We start from the raw sequence: 21098 nt of genomic DNA on the forward strand, positions 1-21098 counted from the left end.
TTGTCCAGCGCAAACTTTCCTTATGTTTTATGTCTTTTTAAATATAATACATACACAAGTGATATGCACGAAAAAAAGTGACTTCTTCGTTTCTATGAAGTCACTTTTTTCACTTTATCGATTATGTTGCCTTACTTTCTTATTCAACAATTTTAAAATAGCCCGACGTGTTAAAATCCCCTCAAAATAGCCTTCTTCATTAACAGCGCAAATAAAAGGATGATCAATTGTCATTTCTAAAGCTTTTGCAAATGAATCGTCTAATTTAAGAACAGGTATATCTTCTTTCATCACCTGCTCTACTTTCATATCATCGAGCCTTTCAAACTCAATACGTTCTAATCCTAACATACCATCTAATATCATGGCAGTACTAATCAAACCATGTAGTTTATACATTGGATCTAAGACAGGTATCGCTGAATATCCAGATTTTACAAGAACAAGTAAAGCATGTTCTAAACTATTTCCAATTTGGACATGAGCTACTTTTTCCGATGAAATCATTAAATCCTTCACAAGAATTTGTTGAAATTCGTCTTTCGGAATACTAATCATATTACATCCCCCATTTTCCCTTTTTCCTGCTTATGTTCACAACTCTATTCACATTTTATGACAGCGTTTTCATATTATTATTTTGTCCTAAATTTATTTCAATAAAAATACAATCACACAGCTATTTTAGCATACCGCACAAAAAAAAGACTACCATTCCGGTAGCGCTTAATACCCTTTATTTTTTAATCTGTAAAATAACCTTGTGATTTTTTTATATTGCATCACATCTGTCTGTTTCAAACCATTCTCAATATCTGTAAGTTCCACAGCTAAAATTTCACTTGCGTAATTTTGCTGAAATAAAATATCTAGTAGTAAACTTTCTTCTTCCTTCGTTAAAACAACTTCCCTTTGCATATACCCCTCTCCTTACACTCGCATCGTTACTCTTATTATATAAAAAATTCAACCTATTTAATAGATGTAATATTCAGTTTTTATTAAAAGATTTGTAACAATCGTACACATACAAAAAAATCATTTCGTATATCGATTTGCATAGCTAAACGCCGCATAAGCATCCGGCTTAATTTTTGCAGTTAATCCCATCGCTCGAATTTTTTCTGTCATATCTAAAATAAATTCTTTTGTTAAGCCATCATTCCCAATGTCTAAATGAATTTCCATTATGAATCCAGCCCCATCTTGAGCATAAGGATGCAATAACTCCCATATTGTTTGTATATGAGTAGGCGTAAATAGACATGCGATTTCTTGACTAAACTGCGTTTCTAAATATATTTTCTCACGTAAGGTCGCTGGCTTATCTTTTACTGATCTATGGTGTAAACAACCCCAGGCACCTTTTCCAACACGATGAATATGGATTGCTGTAATAAACCTCGTATCCTTTTGATGCGCTTGCGAGTCTGTCCCAATGGATAATCGATACAAATTTCGCGGATCCTTTTCAATGAAACTACAAATACGGTTAAAGACCATATCAAAATTTAAATGTCTCTCTGAAACATTGTAAAATTTATGTGCACCGTCCACAGAGTCACGTCCTTTCAATTAGACAGACTTTTCGTATTCTCATTGTATGGGACAAAAACTAAAATTATAACTTCCTATCCTTTATTCGTTTCAATATTTCGAATTACAAAGTGACAAACTTGGCACGTATAAATTACATTTTGATTAGATTGAGCCGTTAATACATGAATAATCTCAGCAGAACTTTGACAATTAGGACAAATCACAACTGGTAAACGTTCCATACGATAACCTCCTAGTTATATTTCTCCCGCTATTTGCAAAACCCAGCGATAGTGAGAAGTTTAGCTTCACATATTCACCCGGTTGACGGGACTAATTATCCACATGGATAAGCAAACTTGCACGGATTAAATTTTCATTTTAATACCATTGTAGGAAAAATAAAAAACTTCTATACATTATGCTAGAAAGTAATAGAACTAAAAAAGGTACTGCCATGTGGCAGTACCTTTTTTATATGTATCAAGAAATGATATCGTAAATCTCAATTGCAACCATGTCGATATTATCGAATTGATATACTTGAGGTTTTTCACCTTGTTGATACACTTCTAACTCATACATTTCACTTTTATCGAAAAATTTCACGCTACATTTGCGCTCACCGTTCACTTCAAAATAGCGTTGTGCTACTTCACCGCTTTCAGCTTGTTCTTGTAGACTAACAAGTCGAGTTAAAATTCCTTGGAGTAGAGACATGAAATCTCTCCTTTCTCTGATCTTCCTACCAATAGGTTTTACAGCTATACTCATTCTATCCGTCATAACAGAAAAAATGTTCCACACTCTAGGATAAAGGTTATTGGCCAGAAACTCAACTAAAAATTTGTCGAAATGCGAAGGAAAAAACAGAAAGAACATATTTCTCCTTCATTATTGCGGTTTTTATACTGGAAGAATATAATAAAAAACAGAAAAAAGGAGGAATTACAATGAAAAAAATTGAGGTTTATACACAACCCGATTGTCCGCCATGTGTTATTGTAAAAGAATTTTTGAAGCATAATAACGTTGCATATGAAGAATTTGACGTAAAAAAAGACGCTGCTGCTCGCAATCGTCTTTTATACGACTATGATTCTTATTCAACTCCAACAGTCGTAATTGATGGCGAAGTAGTTGCAGGTTTTCAAATTGAAAAGTTACAACTACTACTCAATATAGAATAGGAATAGGTAAATACCTATTCCTATTCTTATCCCGCTATTTGTAGGTAGTAAAACTCCCACCCACTGATTAAAAGTTTCACTTTATAATTGTTGCAACCTTTTTATTTCAGTTAAAAGTTCCTGACTTTCATGATATCCTGCTAACTTCCATTTATCTTGATCCCTTTTCAATGTTACAATTTGATATTGTCCACTTTTTGTCCGCTCATATACATATAAATTTTTATGTTCTTCATCATACGACATTTTCGTTTCTGAATTAAAAGAAAACGGTGCTTCTTTTGCCGGAAGTAAATATTCACCACTTTGTTTATCACTTCTGCTATTTTCATCTGTAAATACTTGAAGGAAATTATCTGTAAAATACGGTGATAACGTCTCTATCATCTTATTCATCGGCAAATGCTTCCCACGAATTGAAAACTGGGTTTCATAGCCTTTTTGTATCGTTGTAAATACTTCTTTCCGATCGACTTCCACTTCCTCTTTTCCTAAAGCAGTCGTAACACTATAACCAACTAGAAAGGCAACACATACAAATAGAACAAGCCATATTCCATATTTCCTCATTTTTTCACCTTCCTTTTAAAAGAACTTGTCTTTGTAGTATTCATTGTAACAATGATTATGCAAAGAAAGGACAGATTTCGTTCGTAAAATCTTTACAACGATAGACAGCATTTTCATCACCATTTTCACTATTACCAATTTATGATAAAAACAAACAAAAAATGCACGAATCTCTTCGTGCATTAAAATAAAACATCTTCTTCATATAAATATTCATAAGATAAATCTATAAATAAAAAGTTGTCATCATCAATCGGGAAAGAAAATGTTCGTACCATTTCTCCCGTTTCAATATCTGCATATAAATCTGAAAGCCTCGCCTTATTCTCAAAACGCATTTTCATTATATTCTCGAGAAAATACGGGCGCCAGCTCCAGTTCTTCATATAATAATCCGGCATCACAATCCATTCTCCATCTTTTTTCATAACATTTCCTGATTGTTGGAAACCATCTTCATTACAAATAAATATACGAAAACTACACTGTGATACACTTTGACTAAATTGTAATAACCAATCATTTATATCTTCATTCTTTTTTTGTTTTGATAAAACATCGCCAATGCGATCGCGTAACATCTCTGTTAAATTATAAATTTTTTGTAACTTCTTCTTTTCATGCTGAATAAACTGATGACATTCATTACCTAGTCGCTCTTTCAAAACATTCGTTTCAATAAAATCAGGTAAACATTCTTTTAAATAATTACCTTGATAATATCTTCCGCCGTTCTTCCAAGCATATTGCAGTTGATAAAAAGCATCTATTTCTTCATATAATAAAGTTGCACCAATTCTTCTAGCAAGTAATGATAAAGAATATAAAATATCTTGATAAGATTGTAAAAGTGCTGTTTGCCTTAAGTTCGTTAAATCTACTTTTAAAATATCAGGTGCTAACACGCTAATACGCTCTAAATTACTTGTACCCGTTCCGACTTTATTAATCGAAATTTGAATACCATATGTACGATAATACATAAGCAAATGATTAAATTGCTCTATATCTTCTTTACATTCATGCTCTGTAATCTCTAAAACAATTTGTTTTAAATTTAAACCTTGTTCTTCATACCTCAATAAAAGTTGAAGCAAGCTTTCATCATCATCATTCATTAATACATTAGCATTCCGATGTATAAATAATAATAATTTTTGATCGCTTTCTAAATAACGATTTAAAGCTTTTTCTACTATAATATTATCCGCTTCCAGTTGAAATTCACTTGGAATCGAATCATCGTGAAAGAAAGAAGCTAAACTTTGTATGCCCTCTTCTGTTTGAATACGTCCTACTACTTCATATCCAATTACAGTATGCTCATCAGCACTAAAAATAGCTTGATAATAAGGAAGGACTTTATCCAAGTTACTCATTACATCTAATGCATCTATCAACGTGCTTCCCTCCCTTTACTTTTCAAAAATTATAACATGATATTTACGGAAAAATAATAAAAAATCCCTTCAGTTTTCCTGAAGGGATTAGAGGGGTAAAATGCTAAGGGGAATTAGCAATTCTACTATGAAGAAAAAAGAGGTCTTAAATATAACGTATATATGACCTCTTGTAAACACTTTTCTTTCATATGTCACAATTCCGTCACATTTAACCGTAAAAAAATGAATCAAACATTCATTTTTTTATCCCTTTTAAAATGGATATTGATGTAAATGTTGTCCTCCATCCATTGTCATGCAAGTTCCATTTATGTACGCAGCTTCATCTGAGCATAAATAATAAGCTAGACCAGCGATTTCTTCTGGCGTACCCAGCCTTCCAAGCGGAACACTTTGTATCGTACGCTTAGCCATTTCTTCTGAAATCCATAATTTATCAGCACCGCCCGTACGTTCAATTGGTCCTGGAGCGATAGCGTTAACTCGTATTCCATATTTACGTCCCCACTCAACAGCGAGCGTCTTCGTCATCGCTAATACTCCTGCCTTCGCTGCAGCCGAATGAATAACTCCTGGACCTGCATCCCATGCATATGTTGCTACCATATTAATGATATTCCCTTTTATACCTTTTTCAATCCAATATTTTCCGACAGCATGGCTACAGTAAAATGTACCGTTTAATACAATATTAATGACCGAATTCCAGCCATTCACGGATAAATCTTCTGCTGGACAAATAAAGTTTCCAGCTGCATTATTTATTAAAACATCAATTCGACCAAACTTCTCATCAATCTGTTCAATCATTTTCTGAATGTCATCCGTATTTCTTACATCCATTTGTACAGGTAATACTTGCCCTGGAAATTGTTCAATTTCCAACTTTGTTTCCTCTAGTTTTTCTTTTGTACGTCCTGTAATAACAACTCGTGCCCCTTCTTTTGCAAAGCGAGTCGCCATTCCTTTTCCCATTCCACTCGATCCACCTGTTATAATAACTACCTTTTCTTTCACATACATCCCCTCCAAAAAATGAATACACATTCATTTTATCACTTTATTTAATAGAAATCTTTATATTTTTAAACTTTTCTGATATTTTAATGTAAAGAACTTTCTTTTTATTCATTTTTTTCGTAATCTATACTAATTTTTTATTATGTAAAATATATTTTTAAATAAACTGAAAGGAGATTTGAGTAGCCTGTAAATGGAATAAAAACATTGAGGTATACTCATATTTTTATGACGCACATTACAAGAAGAAATTTTTTGAAAATTGGTATGCGTACTTGTCTCTATTCATTTATAACCAGTGGCATCGGATACTACTATGCTAAATATATAGAACCCCATTTCATTTCTTTTACACAGCACACATTAAAATCACAACTCATCCCAAAAAGTTTTCATGGTATGAAAATTCTTCAATTCAGCGATTTACATCTCGGATACTATTTCTCGCTTCAACATTTATCTCAAGTTGTTTCTAAAATTAATGCTGTAAATCCAGATATTGTCCTTTTTACCGGAGATCTCATTGATAATTATCAAACGTATACTGACACTCCTTTTGTCGCATCCATTTTAAAAAATATACAAGCCCCCTTCGGTAAATTCGCTATTTATGGTAACCATGATCACGGTGGATATGGAACTGAATACTATGAGCACATCATGCGTGAATCAGGATTTGAACTATTGCTAAATAGTGAAAAAAGAATTCGTCTAATGGATAATAGTGAAATTTCTATTTTCGGTCTCGATGATATACTACTAGGCAAACCAAAAATAGAGAAAACATTACAACATGCACGGCAAAATACTTATAACATCGTTCTTGTTCACGAGCCAGATATCGCGCCGCAAATTTCCAAATATCCAATCAACTTGCAACTTTCTGGTCATAGCCATGGCGGACAAGTACAAATTCCTTTTTTAGGTGCTATTATTACACCATCACTCGCCAAAGACTATATTGAAGGCTTCTATACGATGCAGGATTTAACTCTCTATGTCAATCGAGGTCTTGGAAGAACACGTGTCCCATTTCGTTTCATGTCAAAACCTGAAATCACAATTTTCACACTCCAACATTCGTAATAATTCGCCTATTTTCTTACATATCCTTTCTTGTACGCGCTCATCCATGTTTCGTTTACCATATGATAAAAGTGAGTCCAATAAAGGAGGTATGTTCATGTATCCATATTATCAACCAATTCCAGTCCGTTCAGCACCTATTGGTCCAGTAGGCGACTCACGCTTCTTCCCGTTTTTTGGCGTTCCCTTTCTAGCTGGAATTGCTGGTGGATTGCTCGGCGGAGCATTAGCTTTCGGCCCTCGACCATTTTATCCACCTTATCCACCACCTTTCCCGCCGCCAGCACCTTATCCTTGTTACGGTGGACCATGTCAGCAACCATACTATTACTAGGTTAAAGTAACGATTCTTTCAAATATTATTCTCTCAACGAGCCATCTCATTACACGCTTATAATAAAACTATTGTTTCTACTCATCCTTCCATTTTTGGAGCATATGAGTAGAAAAAAGTAAAAACCTCTTATGGACATAAGAGGTTTTTACTTTTTTTCATTATTCAGCGTCTGTATTTTGATACGCCATCTTAAACAACTTCACTTGGCTATCAATTTCTTCTGTACTACCATTAATAACATAATAGTAATCACCATCTTTATTTTGTTCACGTGTTTTCACATTATCAGCTAATGTAAGCTGTAAAATCGCCTTAATTCGTGCCTTCATTTCAATATCTAATATCGGGAAAGATATTTCCACTCGCTTCTCCATATTTCGCGTCATCAAATCAGCTGAAGATAAATATATTTTCTCCTCCCCATTATGATGGAAATAATAAATACGGCTATGTTCTAAATATCTTCCAACAACACTAACTACACGAATATTTTCACTTACATTTGGAATACCAGGTCGTAGGCAACATGTTCCTCGAACAATGAGCTCTACCTTTACTCCAGCTTGTGATGCTTCGTACATTTTTTTTATTAACGGTTTATCTGTTAATGAATTCATCTTAGCGATAATATATCCATTTCCATATTGCCTATGATAACGGATTTCTTCATCTATTAAATCCATAAATTGCTCTCTTATATCAAATGGAGCAACCGATAAATGATGAAAATGTGGCTTTGTTGTATAACCACTTAAATAATTAAAGAAATTGGTTGCATCGACCCCAAAATCTTTTCTTGATGTAATATATCCAAAATCAGTATATAACTTCGCTGTTGCATCATTATAGTTCCCAGTTCCCAGATGTACGAACCTTTCGATTTTTCCGTTTTTTCTCCTTACAACTAGCGTAATTTTACTATGTGTTTTCAAGTGACTGACACCGTAAATAACATGACAGCCTGCCTGTTCCAATTCTTTAGCCCAGTGAACATTGTTTTCTTCATCAAACCTTGCCTTTAATTCAACTAATACCGTCACTTGTTTTCCCTTTTCAGCCGCTATCTTTAACGCCTGAATAATCGGTGAATCACCACTTACACGATATAACGTTTGTTTAATCGCAAGTACATTCGGATCGTCTGCCGCATCACGGACAAAATCAACTACCGGCTGAAATGATTCAAAAGGATGATGTAATAAAATATCATGCTCAATTGCTTTTTCAAATACATCTTCTTCATCACCTAAATCTTGAGGCGGTTGCGGAATAAGAGCTGGATATACAAGATGTTCATATAAAGGAGCTAGTTTTTTATATAAAGAAAACAAACATGTCAAATCTAATGGGCCATCCATTATATATACATCTTCATCTTTTACTTCCAGAACCTCATATAATAACGCTAATACTCTTTCATCAATGTGTTCTTTCCCAACTTCTAAACGTACAGCAGCCCCCCACTTACGCTTTTTTAATTCTTTTTCAATTACCTTTAATAAATCTCTCGCACCTTCTTCATGAATCGTTAAATCTGCATTGCGTGTAATACGGAAACGAGTAACAGATGATACTGTATATCCCGTAAATAATTTATGAGTAAAGCTACTAATTACGTCTTCTAATAAAATAAATTTATGCTTTTGCCCTTCGCTCGGTAAAATTATGAAGCGCTCAAGTAATGAAGGAACTTGTACAATCCCTAACTTCGTCCTGTTTTCTTCTTCCGCTTGCTTCTCATCATATAAAAGAGTAGCCAAATTCAAACTTTTGTTTAATAACATTGGAAATGGGCGATATGCATCAATAGCTACAGGAGTTAACACCGGAAAAATTTGCTCGTCAAAATACTCTTCTATAAATTCTCGCTGCTCTTTCGTCAAATCATTGAATGTTAAACGTTCAATTCCCTCTAACTCAAGCGCTGGTAATACATAATTTTTAAATGTATCATATTGTACTGTCATTAGTGCATGGGCTTTTATCGCAATTTTATTTAATTGCTTTTTCGGTGTTAAGCCAGCTTTATTTTCTGGTTGATTAAATCCAGCACTCACTTGATCCTTTAATCCCGCTACACGTACCATAAAAAATTCATCTAAATTCGAACTAAAAATACTAATAAATTTCAATCTTTCCAAAAGTGGATTATTTGCATCTTGCGCTTCTTGTAAGACACGTTCATTAAATGCTAACCAACTTAACTCTCGATTATTGTAATAAGCTGTATCATTTAAATTTACTGCATTCCCCTTCAATAATTCCATTCTCTTCACACTTCCCCTTGAAACTTTTTTACTATAATTTAGTTAATTTCATTTTATCAAATTACAATATTACAAAGTGTAAATTTTTCGTAAAGACATCCGTACAACCTAATGTTTTAGTTCAAATAATAAATTAATATTCGTTTTTAATACTCTTTCTAACTGTTTTTTTTGTTTTTCAGCTTGTACTTTTTCTGCTAATGCCGATTGTTCACATAAAACTTTAAACGTTAATCCCTCTTCGCTTTCTGTTATAGATATGGTATCAATAAGCGATCGTTGCCTTACATTTAAAGTAGCTGAAAATTGTAAAACAGCTCCTAACAGGCGGATTTTTTTTTGTTCGCTTTTATCAAACCAACCTTCAAATGGAGATAAATGTTGTTTAAATAACATTTTTGATTTATACGATGCAATAAGCGCTAGCCTTACTCGATCTTTATGCATCATGCCATCAATTGTCTTATTCGCTAATAAATAAAACGTATGTAAACGGCTCGCTTCTTCGTCTATATATTTGCCTATATTAAATACTTTCGCAGCTTGATGGAACACTTCCCAGTCTTTTACTGTCATAGAAATAAGCCCTATTTCCTCAAGTTGTTTGCAAATTAATCTTCCATGTTTAATAAGTTGAATAACAAATTCCATGTCCATTTCGTATTCATGTGATAGTAAATGCAAACTTTCTTCAACTACGTTCGGATAATATGAAATCCCCAAATCTTTTGTCAACTCTTCATAGAAAACACCTTCTCTTAACCCTTTTCTACTTAATACAAATGCCGGTGCCTCTATAACATTAACAAGTGTATGAAATACTTCAACCGCTGGAATAATCGTATCTGCTCGATCTTTTGCTAATCCTTCCAATTTCTGAAGTTCTATGAACGACAATTTTTCCAATTCCTCTTTTACACTTTCAATATCTTCTTCTTTCATCTTGTATAAATGTAATCCTGCTATAGGATAACATATTAAATTTTGATGGATTTTTACTAAGTTCCTAGCACTACCACCAATTGCAATAAGAGGCAATTTCTTATTGATTAACCATGGTAACGTTCGAAATTGAAACTCTAAATACTGTTGCATTCCCTCTAACTCATCTTTAGTAGGAATATCACCTTTAATAAATTGTTGCTTTAAAGAAAGTGCCCCAAAAGGAAAACTATGGTACTCTAAAATCTCTCTATTTCTAAAGTATGTAACTTCCGTACTTCCCCCACCAATATCTACCGTTATTCCTTCTGAAAACGATGTAGAATTCATAACCGCCAAGTATCCGTAACGCGCTTCCTCATACTCTGATAATACTCTAAGAGTAAAGTCCGTTTGTCCTTCAACAAGCTTTTTAATTTCCTCTTGATTCTCCGACTGTCTAATTGTTGCTGTTGCAACACAAAGTACATGATGCAACTGATGGAATCTTGTACTTTCTTGAAATTGAAATAATGTCTGTAATAATACTTCTATTCCCTCTTCATTCAATACACCATCAATTAAGTAATTCCTTAACCTAGCAACAACTTTCGTATTTTCAATCTCTTTATAAAAACCTCCATTTTGCTTTTCATAAATAACTAAACGCATTGTATTAGATCCAATATCTATAATGGCATACTGTTGTTTTAATATTTCTTTCAAACTTCTCACTCTTTCATTATCAAATTTCAAAAACATATTCTATTACTATTATACAAAATAGTTGTTTTTTGTAACAATATTGCTTTAATATTGAAAATATATACAATCACTTTTTGCGTATAATAAATACCTATTTTATTTATGGTATAATAATGAAAAATTGAAAGGAGATTCAATATGAAACCTTCACAACCACAATCTCAATTACAAAACCAACATTCTATTAATCGACTAGCTCAATCTATTTTCGTTGTGAATCGTCATGCTAAAGCAGCTACTAATCCTAAATATTTATACTGGTTAAAAAAGACAGCTTTAGAACGTTTGATTGCTGAAAAAAAAGCAATTAAAGAAGGATTGCATTTTTCTAGAAACCCACGTTTTAGCCAACAACAATCTGATGTCCTTATACGTTTAGGCGATTATTTTTTCCACATCCCTCCTACGAAAGAAGATTTTCGAATTCTACCGCATCTTGGTCATCTTGAATCCTCCTATCGAAATCCGAAAACAACCTTATCTTTAACAGTAGCAAAAAAAACACTTCAAGATTATATTGGTCCTGAAGCATTAAAACAAGAAAAAAAATTAAGTGAGCCTGTTCCATGGTATAGTCGTACTTATACAAAAAAATAAAACAGTTTGGCCAAGTGTAGGCCAAACTGTTTTATTTTTTCTCTTCTTTAATTTTAATATTTGCTTGTTTATAAAAAGCTACTTTTTCTGTATTATAAGACTTTGTAAATTCATTAAATTTATCTTTTTCTGACTCAATATCCTTATAAGATTGATTTACTACTTTTACTTTTTCACTAATATCTTTTAATTTAGTACCTTTATCTTGTAACATTGTATATAACTCTTTTTCTTGTTTTAAAGATTTGTTATAGCTGTCATACATTTTATTAAATGAATCGTGGCGTTTCTCATACGTGCTTTTCACTTTATCAGCTTGATCTTTCAATTTCTTATCTTCAATTTTCTTCACATACTTATCAGCTGACTTCACTTCTTCTTGCGCTTTATTTAAAACTTCTTTTTCTTTTGTAAGCACTTTTTCTCGTTCAGTTGTATTTTTCACTGCTTGATTCAGTTTTTCTTTAACAGTTTGATTATTATCTTTTCCTTCTTGAACAATCTGGTTATATAATTCTTGTCCTTCTTTCTCTAAAGTCTCAAGTTTTTTTGCATCTTCAAACATTGTTTTTTCTTGTTTAGCAGCGTTTTCAAACGCTACATATAATTCTTCTTCTGGTTTCGGGCCGAAACAACCGGCTAATAAAATCATTGATAATGTAGTTACAATTGCTAATTTACTATATTTCAACATCTCTTCCTCCTACTTATAAACGACCATCGTGTAATATAAAAAAGTTATAAAATATGTAATTGTTCTATACACTCGCATCTTTTTTACGAAGATCATTAATATTGTTTGTACAAATTATTACTTGATATTACATTATTCTTTTTGAATTATTTAGCAATTCCATATCCATCTTTAAGTATACTACTTCGTGTTTTTTAAGGCCTGTTCACACTATGTATTACTTTAATATCCACGGAATTTCACCTCAGTCTTAATAAGACTATAATAGTTCACCTGATAAAAGGTGATCGCTCCGCTCTCACGTCTATCATTCCCTTTCTAGCTTTCTATCAATTAATCTCTTTGTTCATTTTACACAGTACAATCGATATCTCGCAACAACTTACAAATATTCTTTTCATTTCCTAAAAAGGAAAAGTGTAGAGCTTGCTTTCCTCTACACTTTTAAAATAAAACACACTGTGCAAATTGCATTGGCACTACCATCATAATTATATGCTTATTTCATATATTTTTAAAGACTTTTATTACAAACGCGGCGTTTTTTTGTAATAAAAGTCAAAAAAATGTTACAAATAAAACATCTTCCTATCATATATCTTCAAATCAAAGCTTCACTCATTTTCCTGCAAATTTCTATACTGGTACAATTGATTTTGCGACTTTCTCAACAGTTCTTCAAACGTTTTTCCTTCTACTGGATAGCTAGCTGCTCCAAATAAAAGAGTGACACTGAGTAAATCACCTTCTATTTCACTTTCAATATTTTTCATTAATCGTTTTGTTATTGTTGATGTTTCATGACCATTATCAATTGCTACAATAACGTACTTATTTTCATCCCACTTTGTAACAACATCACCCTTCCGAATTGTCTTTACAATGGTACTCTCTAATTTTTGTACTAACACTCCCAACTTTTTTTCTTGCAACGTGTCTTTTAATCCTTCCCATTCTTTTACAGAAAGAATGTACACTGTAATATTACGAGAATCTCTTTCAGATAAAGCAGCTACTTTCCCAAAAAAATCAACAACAAAATCATTGCTTGCCATTCCTCCTACTTCCATACCCATACGCTCGTTCGCTCTTTTATCGTACCAATGTCCAAAATAATAACCTAGTATCATTTGCAATATATAAATAATAAAGACGGTATAAAATGATCGTGAATCCAGTTTTGCAATTACATCCTGAAGTGCAATCCATTCTGTAACTGCCACAGTATTGCCAAGCAATAATCCACTAATTTTCCCTTTATGTTTCATACTTTTCCCCCTTTTATACCAATATATGTTTCTATATTAATAATGTTTTTCTACAAAATAAAAAATGTACATATGCAATGTACATTTCTGCTTAAGCTTGTATACCTTTTCTACTCTATTTCATATATATAATATATAACTTTTATAGAAAGGAGTAATCTATATGCTACAAAAAGAGAATCTATCAGATGCTATGCGTTTACTAGCTGGTTTTCTATTATCATTAAAATTATTATTTACCTCTTTCGGGATACACTTTATTACAAACGATCAAATCGACGCTATTGTTAATGTTGTTTCATTTTTATTTATTCTATACTTTGGCTACAAAAATAACTATGTAGGAAAAAAAGGAATGGAGCAAAAGAAAATACTCAAAAAACACAACCTTCACTAAAAAAGGAACCTTTTGTACAGGTTCCTTTTTATCATTGACGCACAACAACTTCATTTGTTTGCAGTGGGCCATATGATATCTCTTTATCTTGAAATGTATATGTAGCCTGAAAGAATGTTTGTTTAAGAGCTTTATCTTTATTAGCTTTTATTTTACAACGTAGTTCCACCTTCTCATTCGGTAACAAATCATCAATTCGCCATCTAACAAGCTGGAATAAAAACTCACTTATCCCCTTATCAACTTTTAAAGAATTAGGAATATAAGCAAAGTAATCTCGAATCATATGACTTACAACAACTCTCGAAATCATTTCTACCCCTTTATTTTCCACTTCAATTCGCATAATAAGTATGTCGTTTACATCGTAGGTCAATTCATACGAAAACTGTTCTGTATACATACTACCAATTTGTAATGTAACGGCTACTTGAGGAAATTCGTTTTCCTTTTTCGATCCGTCAATCCACAATACTGGTTGTAGCGGTATTGAATACTTTCCTGTATCCGAAATTCGTCCCCATATTTTCATAATATATATTCACCTCATTTCAGATGTAACATACACACAATGAATTCCCCAAATTACTAAAGCTTGCTACAAGCAATGTTTAATATTTCTCTTCCTTTTATCCTATTCGACAATATGAAGAAAAAACCATTTTTCATCTATTAACAGAAGGTGTTCTTTATGAAATTTTTTTACAATTTACTTCATTCCCTTCATAGCAATATTCAGTATGGCTCACTCGTTCTCTACTCATACGAAAGAATATTTTGACGTAAGAAAAAGTTTGCCTTATAGTCAAATTTGACTATAATATTCTTTATGGCATATCAGTGCACTTATGGAAAAGAAATTAAAATCAACTATACATTAAAATTTTTTATCCACTGCACTCAAAACTTAATATAGTTTACTTATTTCTAAAGGAGGGTTATATTTGGAAACTCAACCATTAAAAAAAGAAGCCAACAAGACAAAATTTGTTGTTGCTGGTTTACTGCTTGGTATATTAATGGCCGCAATGGATAATACAATCGTTGCAACCGCAATGGCAACAATCGTTGGAGACCTAGGAGGATTTGATAAGTTTGTTTGGGTCACATCAGCTTATATGGTAGCAACAATGGCAGGGATGCCTATCTTCGGGAAACTTTCTGATATGTACGGGCGGAAACGTTTTTATATTGGGGGCCTCATTCTTTTCTTATTCGGTTCTGCTCTTTGCGGAACAGCTTCAAGTATTGAGCAATTAAGTATTTATAGAGCTATTCAAGGGATCGGTGGTGGTGCCCTTATGCCTATCGCCTTCACAATTATGTACGATATCTTCCCACCAGAAAAACGCGGGAAGATGACAGGACTATTCGGTGCTGTTTTCGGGACATCTAGTGTATTCGGTCCTTTATTAGGTGCTTATATTACAGACTATATAAGTTGGCATTGGGTCTTCTATATTAATATTCCATTAGGACTTATCTCCTTTTTCTTCATTACTAAATACTACAGTGAGTCTCTAGAATTTAGAAAACAAAAAATTGATTGGGCTGGTGCTATTACACTTGTCATAAGTATCGTTTGCTTAATGTTCGCATTAGAACTTGGTGGTAAGGAATATGCCTGGAATTCTACTGTAATTATTGGCTTATTTACAACAGTAGTTATTACGCTTATTATTTTCTTCTTTGTAGAACGAAAAGCAACCGAGCCTATTATTTCGTTCCATCTATTTAAAAAACCTTTATTCGCAGCTAGTCAAGGAGTTGCCTTTTTCTATGGTGCCGCTTTTATTATCTGTACAGTTTATATTCCAATCTTCATTCAAGGCGTTCTTGGAGGTTCCGCCTCTAATGCTGGATTAATTTTAACACCAATGATGGTTGGTTCTGTAATTGGAAGTCAAACAGGAGGACAATTAGCTTCTCGAACAAGCTATCGTAACATTATGATGGTATCTGGTGTCTTCTTCGTTCTTGGTATTTATTTATTAAGTACTTTAACAATGGACACACCTCGTTTACTCGTAACACTATTTATGATTCTCGCTGGGCTTGGTGTTGGCTTCTCATTCTCAGTATTAAGTATGTCTTCTATTCACAAGTTGGAAATGCGGGACCGTGGTTCGGCGACATCAACAAACTCATTCTTCCGATCACTCGGTATGACCCTTGGTGTAACGATTTTCGGTACAATTCAAAATCATATTTTTACAGATAAACTAAACTCTGTATTCCCCCCTGAACTAGCAAAATTAGCTCCAAAAGGCGGAGACACAAGTTTCTTATTATCACCAGGCGCTACCGCAAAAATTCCTGCTGAAATATTAGCGGGTATTAAAGAAGCTCTCGCTACATCTATTGCGAATACATTCTTCTGGGCACTCATCCCGGCTGTACTAAGTATTATTTGTATTTTACTTATGGGAAATGAACGCCTCTTTACAGGCCCTAAAAAGAAAGAAAAACAAAAGCAAGTTAGTTAATATAAAAAAGAAGCGGCATATTCCTTTATGAAAAAGGATATGCCGTTTATAATTATGTATAAAGTGAAACTTTAATCAGTGGGGGGATGTTCATCCCCCACTGATTATTAGCCCACACCAATCGGGCTTTTACGGGCAGTTAATCCCCACCTAACTTCTTTGCTTCCGCTGAATTTTTGGGTGGGGATCTTACTGGATAAAGTTTTTATATACAGGAGTTGAGACAGCATGAGCATGAAATTAGTCATTCTCGGCTTGCTACTCGAAGGAGATAAACATCCATATGAAGTGCAGCATATTATGAAAGAACGACAAATGGATTGTTACATTAAATATGCTAAAGGATCACTTTATTACGCCTTCGAGCAATTAGAAAAGCAAGGGGCAATTCATATTACAAATGTAATTAGAGACACAAATCGACCTGACAAAACGATTTTTCATATAACAGAAGAAGGCAAAAAACTATTCCACACTTTACTATTAAAACAATTCGAAGCCAAAAACCAAATATATAAACCTATTTATTCAGCCTTATCTTTCGCTCACTTTAGCAATGATCACGAATTAGTTCCTATTTTAGAAAAAAAGAAAAACGATACTCTTCAATATTTACATACTATGCAAACGATATATGATTGTAATAAAGGAAAGGTTCCACGTGCACAACTATATATTTTGCAAAGTGTAATTGAGCATATTACAGTTGAATTACAATGGCTAAACACCCTCCTTAAAGATGCTATAGCAGGCCGACTTTCAGAAGTTGCTATAGATGAAGATTGAGCTATGAAAGAAGACATCCCTACTTCTTTCATAGCTCAATTTCTCTTTTCATACTGTAATATTATTAGTTACTCCAGAACACTAAAGTCAGAATACTAAGAAATAAAAACTTTAGAATTTTCTTATTTTAAAACAGTAGACAAAATTCCAAAAATTATGTTAAAATTTGTTTCAATATCATATCGCTTGTTAAATTCCTTTCAAAAGGAAAATAGGTACACGAAAGTTTTGTTTCGTGTTTAAAAGGGAAGCTTGGTGAAACTCCAACACGGTCCCGCCACTGTAAATGCTGAGATTTCTTTTTGGTGCCACTGTGAAAACGGGAAGGTAAAAGAAATTATATGAAGCATAAGTCAGGAGACCTGCCTGTTTTAACAACACTGATAGATTCACGGATGATGATGAGGTGTTAAAACAAAAAGGAAGGCTTATTTTCTATGTCTTTGTACTTTTTGTTATAGGTATTTCCTAGTAAACGGAAATGCTTACTTTCAATTAGGGAGGAATTTAAAATGGCAATTCAAACAAGTAACTTAGGTTATCCACGTATCGGACTACAACGAGAGTGGAAAAAAACATTGGAAGCTTTTTGGTCCAATAAAATCGATGAAGAACAATTTTTAACAACAATGAAAGAAATTCGCCTTCAACACGTAAAAGTACAGCAAGAAAAAGGGATTGAACTCATTCCAATTGGCGACTTTACATATTATGATCACGTTTTGGATACTGCCTATATGCTAGGATTTATTCCATCACGTTTTTCTGAGTTTACATCTTACCTTGATGTATATTTCGCAATGGCGCGTGGCTCTAAAGATCACGTAGCTTCCGAAATGACAAAATGGTTTAACACAAACTATCACTATATCGTTCCTGAATATGAAGAGGGATTACAAATCTCTTTAAAAGATAATCGTCCACTTCGCTTATACGAAGAGGCAAAACAAGAATTAGGAGTAGATGGAAAGCCTGTTATTTTAGGACCATATACTTTCTTAAAATTAGCTAAAGGCTATACACAAGAACAATTTCCTACCATTTTAAAACAGTTAGTTGCACCTTACGTACAACTGCTTTCAGAACTACATGCAGCTGGTGCACCAGCCATTCAAGTTGATGAACCGATTTTCGCTTCTTTAACTAAAAAAGAAGTTCAACAAGCAAAAGAAATTTATGAAGCTATTCGTAAAGAGGTTCCAAATGCGACTCTTCTTTTACAAACATATTTTGATAGCGTAGAAGAAAACTATGAAGAAATTATTACATTCCCGGTATCCGGTATTGGATTAGATTTCATTCATGGTAAAGAAGGTAATCTAAATGCTATTTCAAAATATGGATTCCCAGCTGATAAAACTTTAGCTGTCGGTTGTATAGATGGCCGTAACATTTGGAGAGCTGACCTTGATGAAGTTCTTGAATTATTTACAACGTTACAAAAACAAGTTCAAACGAAAGATATCATCGTTCAGCCTTCTTGTAGCTTATTGCATACACCAATCGATAAAACAGAAGAAACTCACTTATCGACTGAGCTGTTTGATGCGTTAGCATTTGCAAATCAAAAATTAGAAGAGTTAGTTCTTATTCATTCCGCTCTCACTCAAGGTACAGAAAGCATTAGTAATGAGCTGGAAACATATCGAAACGTACATCATACAATTCGTTCATCTGCTGCACGTAACCGAGAAGATGTCAAAGCAGCACGAACAGCACTAAAAGAAGAAGATTTTTCACGTCCTCTTCCATTTGAAAAACGATACGAATTACAACAAGTTGCTCTAGAGTTACCGCTATTACCAACAACGACTATTGGTAGCTTCCCGCAAACAACTGAAGTTCGTCAAACGCGAAAAGAATGGCGTAACGGTGTTATTTCAAATGAACAATATGAACAATTTATTGAAAAAGAGACAGAAAAATGGATTCGTTACCAAGAAGAAATTGGGCTTGATGTCCTTGTACATGGTGAATTTGAAAGAACTGACATGGTCGAATATTTTGGTGAGCGTCTTGCTGGTTTCTCATTCACTAAAAACGGTTGGGTACAATCATACGGTTCCCGCTGCGTAAAACCACCTGTTATTTATGGTGATGTAGCCTTTATTAACGGCATGACTATTAAGGAAACAGTTTATGCGCAAAGCTTAACAGAGAAAGTTGTAAAAGGAATGTTAACCGGACCTGTTACAATTTTAAATTGGTCCTTCGTTCGAAATGATATTCCAAGAAAAGAAGTTTCGTATCAAATTGCACTAGCTCTTCGTCACGAAATTGAACTACTTGAATCTTCCGGAATTAGAGTAATCCAAGTCGATGAGCCCGCACTTCGTGAAGGAATGCCACTAAAAGAAAAAGATTGGGATGCTTATATTACATGGGCAGTACAATCCTTCCTTTTAGCAACTTCTTCTGTAGCAAATGAAACACAAATTCATACTCATATGTGTTACAGTAACTTCGAAGATATTGTTGACGCGATTCGCGCATTAGATGCAGATGTAATTTCTATCGAAACATCAAGAAGTCACGGAGAATTTATTGATACATTAAAACATACAACATATGAAAAAGGCATCGGCCTAGGTGTATATGATATTCATAGCCCACGTGTACCGAGTAAAGATGAAATGTATAAAATCGTAGAACAATCTTTAGAAGTATGTGATCCTAAATATTTCTGGATTAATCCTGATTGTGGTTTAAAAACGAGAAGAACAGAAGAAGTTATTCCAGCTTTAGAACATATGGTGCAAGCAGCGAAAGATGCTCGTTCCCTTTTAAAAACAAACGCATAACAAAAATGGGTTATCCTTTTCTCAGGATAACCCATTTTTTATTCTTTACTTTCAAAAAAGAATTCATATTGTATTTTATATAATTCATCATCCGTTGGCTCTTCAAGAGGAATTGCTTGTAATACAACTGTATACTCACCATTTGGAATAGGTATTTGAAATTTATTAGAAAGAATACTCGTTATAACGATACTTTCATTTTCAACTGTAAAAGGAACCGTAATCGTTCTAACTACTTCTTCTTTTTCAATATGTTTCCCTGGGGTCACTTTCACTTCACAAGTATAATCAGAAAGTGCTTCAAAAATAACAGTTCCATCTGCCTTAGCATAACCTCTTTCAAAATCTTCATCAGTCCAATCTACATAAGGCTGCTCACCGTCATAGTTCATCAACATTAATTGCGAATAAGAAATCGTTAACTCCATAGTTCCCCTTCTCCTTCATTATGAAATATACAACTACTACTTCACTTCAAATTTTACTCGCGTACCATCTGGGTATTTATCTAACTTATTCCCTACCCAAGAGCCTGCTCCACGGTTATCCGCCGGACTTATATATTCAATATGTGCTCCTTTTCCGCCTTCCTTGCACATCGCCATTGGCCATTCATCACGATCATACCCTTTTTTTGATGGATATGGTGCTAACGACAATTTCCTTCTATCTGCAGCACCACCACGATCGATTGTACAAACTTCTGAATGCCCTTCTTTTATAGCATCCGTAATATGTTTTCCTGTCTCTGGATAACGTTCTTTCGGAAATTCTAACACTTGATCATACGTATTCGTTTTCTTTACACTTGTTTCCTCTGGCACAAGTACTTCATAAACTGCTACTAAAATAGACAGAATTGCGATAATTGAAATGATAATACCTTTTAATTGCTTCATGTATACCTCCATGTTTCTACCAGTTTCTTTTCCTCCGTTATTATAACAAACTTCTCCTGTATATGTTTTCAG

The 21098-nt window shown here is 33.6% G+C and carries 23 protein-coding genes and 1 riboswitch; of the genes, 8 read left to right on the forward strand and 15 right to left on the reverse strand.

Annotated features, from left to right (window positions below):
• Positions 1 to 114: 114 nt before the first annotated feature.
• The 5 genes from cbpB to DN399_RS19550 all read right to left on the reverse strand — a co-directional run bounded on the left by cbpB (position 115) and on the right by DN399_RS19550 (position 2259).
• A complete protein-coding gene (cbpB, locus tag DN399_RS19535) occupies positions 115 to 558 on the reverse strand; it encodes a cyclic-di-AMP-binding protein CbpB (RefSeq protein ID WP_000623579.1) in 444 nt (147 codons plus the stop codon).
• A gap of 168 nt (positions 559 to 726) precedes the next feature.
• Positions 727 to 918 (reverse strand): antirepressor AbbA, encoded by a 192-nt coding sequence (gene abbA / locus DN399_RS19540; protein ID WP_001188692.1) that lies wholly within the window; start codon positions 916 to 918, stop codon positions 727 to 729.
• A 120-nt stretch (positions 919 to 1038) separates the two neighbouring features.
• Positions 1039 to 1557: a ribonuclease H-like YkuK family protein gene (locus DN399_RS19545; protein WP_000348489.1), complete on the reverse strand. Its 519-nt coding sequence runs from the start codon at positions 1555 to 1557 to the stop codon at positions 1039 to 1041.
• 74 nt (positions 1558 to 1631) lie between these two features.
• Complete coding sequence (locus DN399_RS28150; RefSeq protein ID WP_000440540.1) at positions 1632 to 1781, reverse strand: hypothetical protein; 150 nt, start codon at positions 1779 to 1781, stop codon at positions 1632 to 1634.
• Between the two features lie 241 nt (positions 1782 to 2022).
• A complete protein-coding gene (locus tag DN399_RS19550; RefSeq protein WP_000055151.1) occupies positions 2023 to 2259 on the reverse strand; it encodes a YkuJ family protein in 237 nt (78 codons plus the stop codon).
• A 233-nt stretch (positions 2260 to 2492) separates the two neighbouring features.
• Between DN399_RS19550 and DN399_RS19555 the strand changes: the two genes are divergently transcribed.
• Positions 2493 to 2729 (forward strand): glutaredoxin family protein, encoded by a 237-nt coding sequence (locus DN399_RS19555; RefSeq protein WP_006928192.1) that lies wholly within the window; start codon positions 2493 to 2495, stop codon positions 2727 to 2729.
• Positions 2730 to 2810: 81 nt separating this feature from the next.
• Here DN399_RS19555 and DN399_RS19560 read toward each other — a convergent pair whose 3' ends face one another.
• The 3 genes from DN399_RS19560 to fadH all read right to left on the reverse strand — a co-directional run bounded on the left by DN399_RS19560 (position 2811) and on the right by fadH (position 5719).
• Positions 2811 to 3299, reverse strand: coding sequence for a DUF3993 domain-containing protein (locus tag DN399_RS19560; RefSeq protein WP_001233802.1), 489 nt, complete (start codon positions 3297 to 3299; stop codon positions 2811 to 2813).
• Between the two features lie 182 nt (positions 3300 to 3481).
• Positions 3482 to 4699 carry an EAL domain-containing protein gene (locus tag DN399_RS19565; RefSeq protein WP_000564306.1) on the reverse strand — a complete coding sequence of 406 codons (1218 nt, stop codon included), beginning with the start codon at positions 4697 to 4699 and terminating at the stop codon, positions 3482 to 3484.
• 255 nt (positions 4700 to 4954) lie between these two features.
• Positions 4955 to 5719, reverse strand: coding sequence for a 2,4-dienoyl-CoA reductase (gene fadH / locus DN399_RS19570; RefSeq protein WP_000660913.1), 765 nt, complete (start codon positions 5717 to 5719; stop codon positions 4955 to 4957).
• Between the two features lie 231 nt (positions 5720 to 5950).
• On the opposite strand from fadH, the gene DN399_RS19575 reads away from it, so the two are divergent.
• Complete coding sequence (locus tag DN399_RS19575) at positions 5951 to 6808, forward strand: metallophosphoesterase (RefSeq protein ID WP_002024756.1); 858 nt, start codon at positions 5951 to 5953, stop codon at positions 6806 to 6808.
• Between the two features lie 97 nt (positions 6809 to 6905).
• Positions 6906 to 7142: a hypothetical protein gene (locus tag DN399_RS19580; protein WP_000283738.1), complete on the forward strand. Its 237-nt coding sequence runs from the start codon at positions 6906 to 6908 to the stop codon at positions 7140 to 7142.
• Positions 7143 to 7303: 161 nt separating this feature from the next.
• On the opposite strand, the gene DN399_RS19585 is transcribed toward DN399_RS19580, so the two are convergent.
• Together DN399_RS19585 and ppx are read right to left on the reverse strand one after the other, a co-directional pair.
• Positions 7304 to 9412, reverse strand: coding sequence for a polyphosphate kinase (locus DN399_RS19585; RefSeq protein ID WP_000421680.1), 2109 nt, complete (start codon positions 9410 to 9412; stop codon positions 7304 to 7306).
• 108 nt (positions 9413 to 9520) lie between these two features.
• Entirely contained in the window at positions 9521 to 11095 is a 1575-nt protein-coding gene (gene ppx, locus DN399_RS19590; RefSeq protein WP_002024754.1) for an exopolyphosphatase, read from the reverse strand.
• A 141-nt stretch (positions 11096 to 11236) separates the two neighbouring features.
• On the opposite strand from ppx, the gene DN399_RS19595 reads away from it, so the two are divergent.
• The gene (locus DN399_RS19595) at positions 11237 to 11695 is read left to right on the forward strand and encodes a YkyB family protein (protein WP_000804864.1); all 459 of its coding nucleotides are present in this window, start codon (positions 11237 to 11239) and stop codon (positions 11693 to 11695) included.
• A 31-nt stretch (positions 11696 to 11726) separates the two neighbouring features.
• On the opposite strand, the gene DN399_RS19600 is transcribed toward DN399_RS19595, so the two are convergent.
• Entirely contained in the window at positions 11727 to 12389 is a 663-nt protein-coding gene (locus DN399_RS19600; RefSeq protein WP_000922498.1) for a YkyA family protein, read from the reverse strand.
• 614 nt (positions 12390 to 13003) lie between these two features.
• Entirely contained in the window at positions 13004 to 13657 is a 654-nt protein-coding gene (locus tag DN399_RS19605; protein ID WP_149149899.1) for a diguanylate cyclase domain-containing protein, read from the reverse strand.
• A 163-nt stretch (positions 13658 to 13820) separates the two neighbouring features.
• Here DN399_RS19605 and DN399_RS19610 point away from each other — a divergent pair, with 163 nt between their 5' ends.
• On the forward strand, positions 13821 to 14054 hold the full coding sequence (locus DN399_RS19610) for an SPP1 phage holin family protein (protein WP_000939448.1): 234 nt from the start codon (positions 13821 to 13823) through the stop codon (positions 14052 to 14054).
• Positions 14055 to 14085: 31 nt separating this feature from the next.
• Here the strand turns inward: DN399_RS19610 and DN399_RS19615 are convergent, their stop codons facing one another.
• On the reverse strand, positions 14086 to 14586 hold the full coding sequence (locus tag DN399_RS19615) for a hypothetical protein (RefSeq protein ID WP_000708120.1): 501 nt from the start codon (positions 14584 to 14586) through the stop codon (positions 14086 to 14088).
• 412 nt (positions 14587 to 14998) lie between these two features.
• Between DN399_RS19615 and DN399_RS19620 the strand changes: the two genes are divergently transcribed.
• The 3 genes from DN399_RS19620 (at position 14999) to metE (ending at position 20127) form a co-directional block, all read left to right on the forward strand.
• The gene (locus DN399_RS19620) at positions 14999 to 16540 is read left to right on the forward strand and encodes an MDR family MFS transporter (protein ID WP_000449912.1); all 1542 of its coding nucleotides are present in this window, start codon (positions 14999 to 15001) and stop codon (positions 16538 to 16540) included.
• A 228-nt stretch (positions 16541 to 16768) separates the two neighbouring features.
• The gene (locus DN399_RS19625) at positions 16769 to 17326 is read left to right on the forward strand and encodes a PadR family transcriptional regulator (protein WP_000062062.1); all 558 of its coding nucleotides are present in this window, start codon (positions 16769 to 16771) and stop codon (positions 17324 to 17326) included.
• Between the two features lie 196 nt (positions 17327 to 17522).
• A riboswitch (cobalamin riboswitch) is annotated at positions 17523 to 17710 on the forward strand.
• Positions 17711 to 17838: 128 nt separating this feature from the next.
• On the forward strand, positions 17839 to 20127 hold the full coding sequence (gene metE / locus DN399_RS19630; protein ID WP_001007608.1) for a 5-methyltetrahydropteroyltriglutamate--homocysteine S-methyltransferase: 2289 nt from the start codon (positions 17839 to 17841) through the stop codon (positions 20125 to 20127).
• 38 nt (positions 20128 to 20165) lie between these two features.
• Here the strand turns inward: metE and comJ are convergent, their stop codons facing one another.
• Complete coding sequence (comJ, locus tag DN399_RS19635) at positions 20166 to 20555, reverse strand: competence protein ComJ (RefSeq protein WP_000424030.1); 390 nt, start codon at positions 20553 to 20555, stop codon at positions 20166 to 20168.
• Positions 20556 to 20591: 36 nt separating this feature from the next.
• Positions 20592 to 21026 carry a DNA-entry nuclease gene (gene nucA / locus DN399_RS19640; protein ID WP_000811494.1) on the reverse strand — a complete coding sequence of 145 codons (435 nt, stop codon included), beginning with the start codon at positions 21024 to 21026 and terminating at the stop codon, positions 20592 to 20594.
• Positions 21027 to 21098 lie beyond the last annotated feature (72 nt).

Source organism: Bacillus sp. AR4-2 (genome assembly GCF_008274865.1).
Lineage (GTDB): Bacteria > Bacillota > Bacilli > Bacillales > Bacillaceae_G > Bacillus_A > Bacillus_A cereus.

What these genes read in the sequence shown, in the direction of transcription:
- DN399_RS19585 (WP_000421680.1), bottom strand. Translation starts at nt 9,412, where the DNA reads ATGGAATTATTGAAGGGGAATGCAGTAAATTTAAATGATACAGCTTAT.
- ppx (WP_002024754.1), bottom strand. Translation starts at nt 11,095, where the DNA reads ATGTTTTTGAAATTTGATAATGAAAGAGTGAGAAGTTTGAAAGAAATA.
- DN399_RS19555 (WP_006928192.1), top strand. Translation starts at nt 2,493, where the DNA reads ATGAAAAAAATTGAGGTTTATACACAACCCGATTGTCCGCCATGTGTT.
- DN399_RS19575 (WP_002024756.1), top strand. Translation starts at nt 5,951, where the DNA reads ATGACGCACATTACAAGAAGAAATTTTTTGAAAATTGGTATGCGTACT.
- metE (WP_001007608.1), top strand. Translation starts at nt 17,839, where the DNA reads ATGGCAATTCAAACAAGTAACTTAGGTTATCCACGTATCGGACTACAA.
- DN399_RS19600 (WP_000922498.1), bottom strand. Translation starts at nt 12,389, where the DNA reads ATGTTGAAATATAGTAAATTAGCAATTGTAACTACATTATCAATGATT.
- DN399_RS19560 (WP_001233802.1), bottom strand. Translation starts at nt 3,299, where the DNA reads ATGAGGAAATATGGAATATGGCTTGTTCTATTTGTATGTGTTGCCTTT.
- DN399_RS19625 (WP_000062062.1), top strand. Translation starts at nt 16,769, where the DNA reads ATGAGCATGAAATTAGTCATTCTCGGCTTGCTACTCGAAGGAGATAAA.
- DN399_RS19580 (WP_000283738.1), top strand. Translation starts at nt 6,906, where the DNA reads ATGTATCCATATTATCAACCAATTCCAGTCCGTTCAGCACCTATTGGT.
- abbA (WP_001188692.1), bottom strand. Translation starts at nt 918, where the DNA reads ATGCAAAGGGAAGTTGTTTTAACGAAGGAAGAAGAAAGTTTACTACTA.
- DN399_RS19595 (WP_000804864.1), top strand. Translation starts at nt 11,237, where the DNA reads ATGAAACCTTCACAACCACAATCTCAATTACAAAACCAACATTCTATT.
- comJ (WP_000424030.1), bottom strand. Translation starts at nt 20,555, where the DNA reads ATGGAGTTAACGATTTCTTATTCGCAATTAATGTTGATGAACTATGAC.
- cbpB (WP_000623579.1), bottom strand. Translation starts at nt 558, where the DNA reads ATGATTAGTATTCCGAAAGACGAATTTCAACAAATTCTTGTGAAGGAT.
- DN399_RS28150 (WP_000440540.1), bottom strand. Translation starts at nt 1,781, where the DNA reads ATGGAACGTTTACCAGTTGTGATTTGTCCTAATTGTCAAAGTTCTGCT.
- DN399_RS19550 (WP_000055151.1), bottom strand. Translation starts at nt 2,259, where the DNA reads ATGTCTCTACTCCAAGGAATTTTAACTCGACTTGTTAGTCTACAAGAA.
- DN399_RS19610 (WP_000939448.1), top strand. Translation starts at nt 13,821, where the DNA reads ATGCTACAAAAAGAGAATCTATCAGATGCTATGCGTTTACTAGCTGGT.
- DN399_RS19615 (WP_000708120.1), bottom strand. Translation starts at nt 14,586, where the DNA reads ATGAAAATATGGGGACGAATTTCGGATACAGGAAAGTATTCAATACCG.
- DN399_RS19605 (WP_149149899.1), bottom strand. Translation starts at nt 13,657, where the DNA reads ATGAAACATAAAGGGAAAATTAGTGGATTATTGCTTGGCAATACTGTG.
- nucA (WP_000811494.1), bottom strand. Translation starts at nt 21,026, where the DNA reads ATGAAGCAATTAAAAGGTATTATCATTTCAATTATCGCAATTCTGTCT.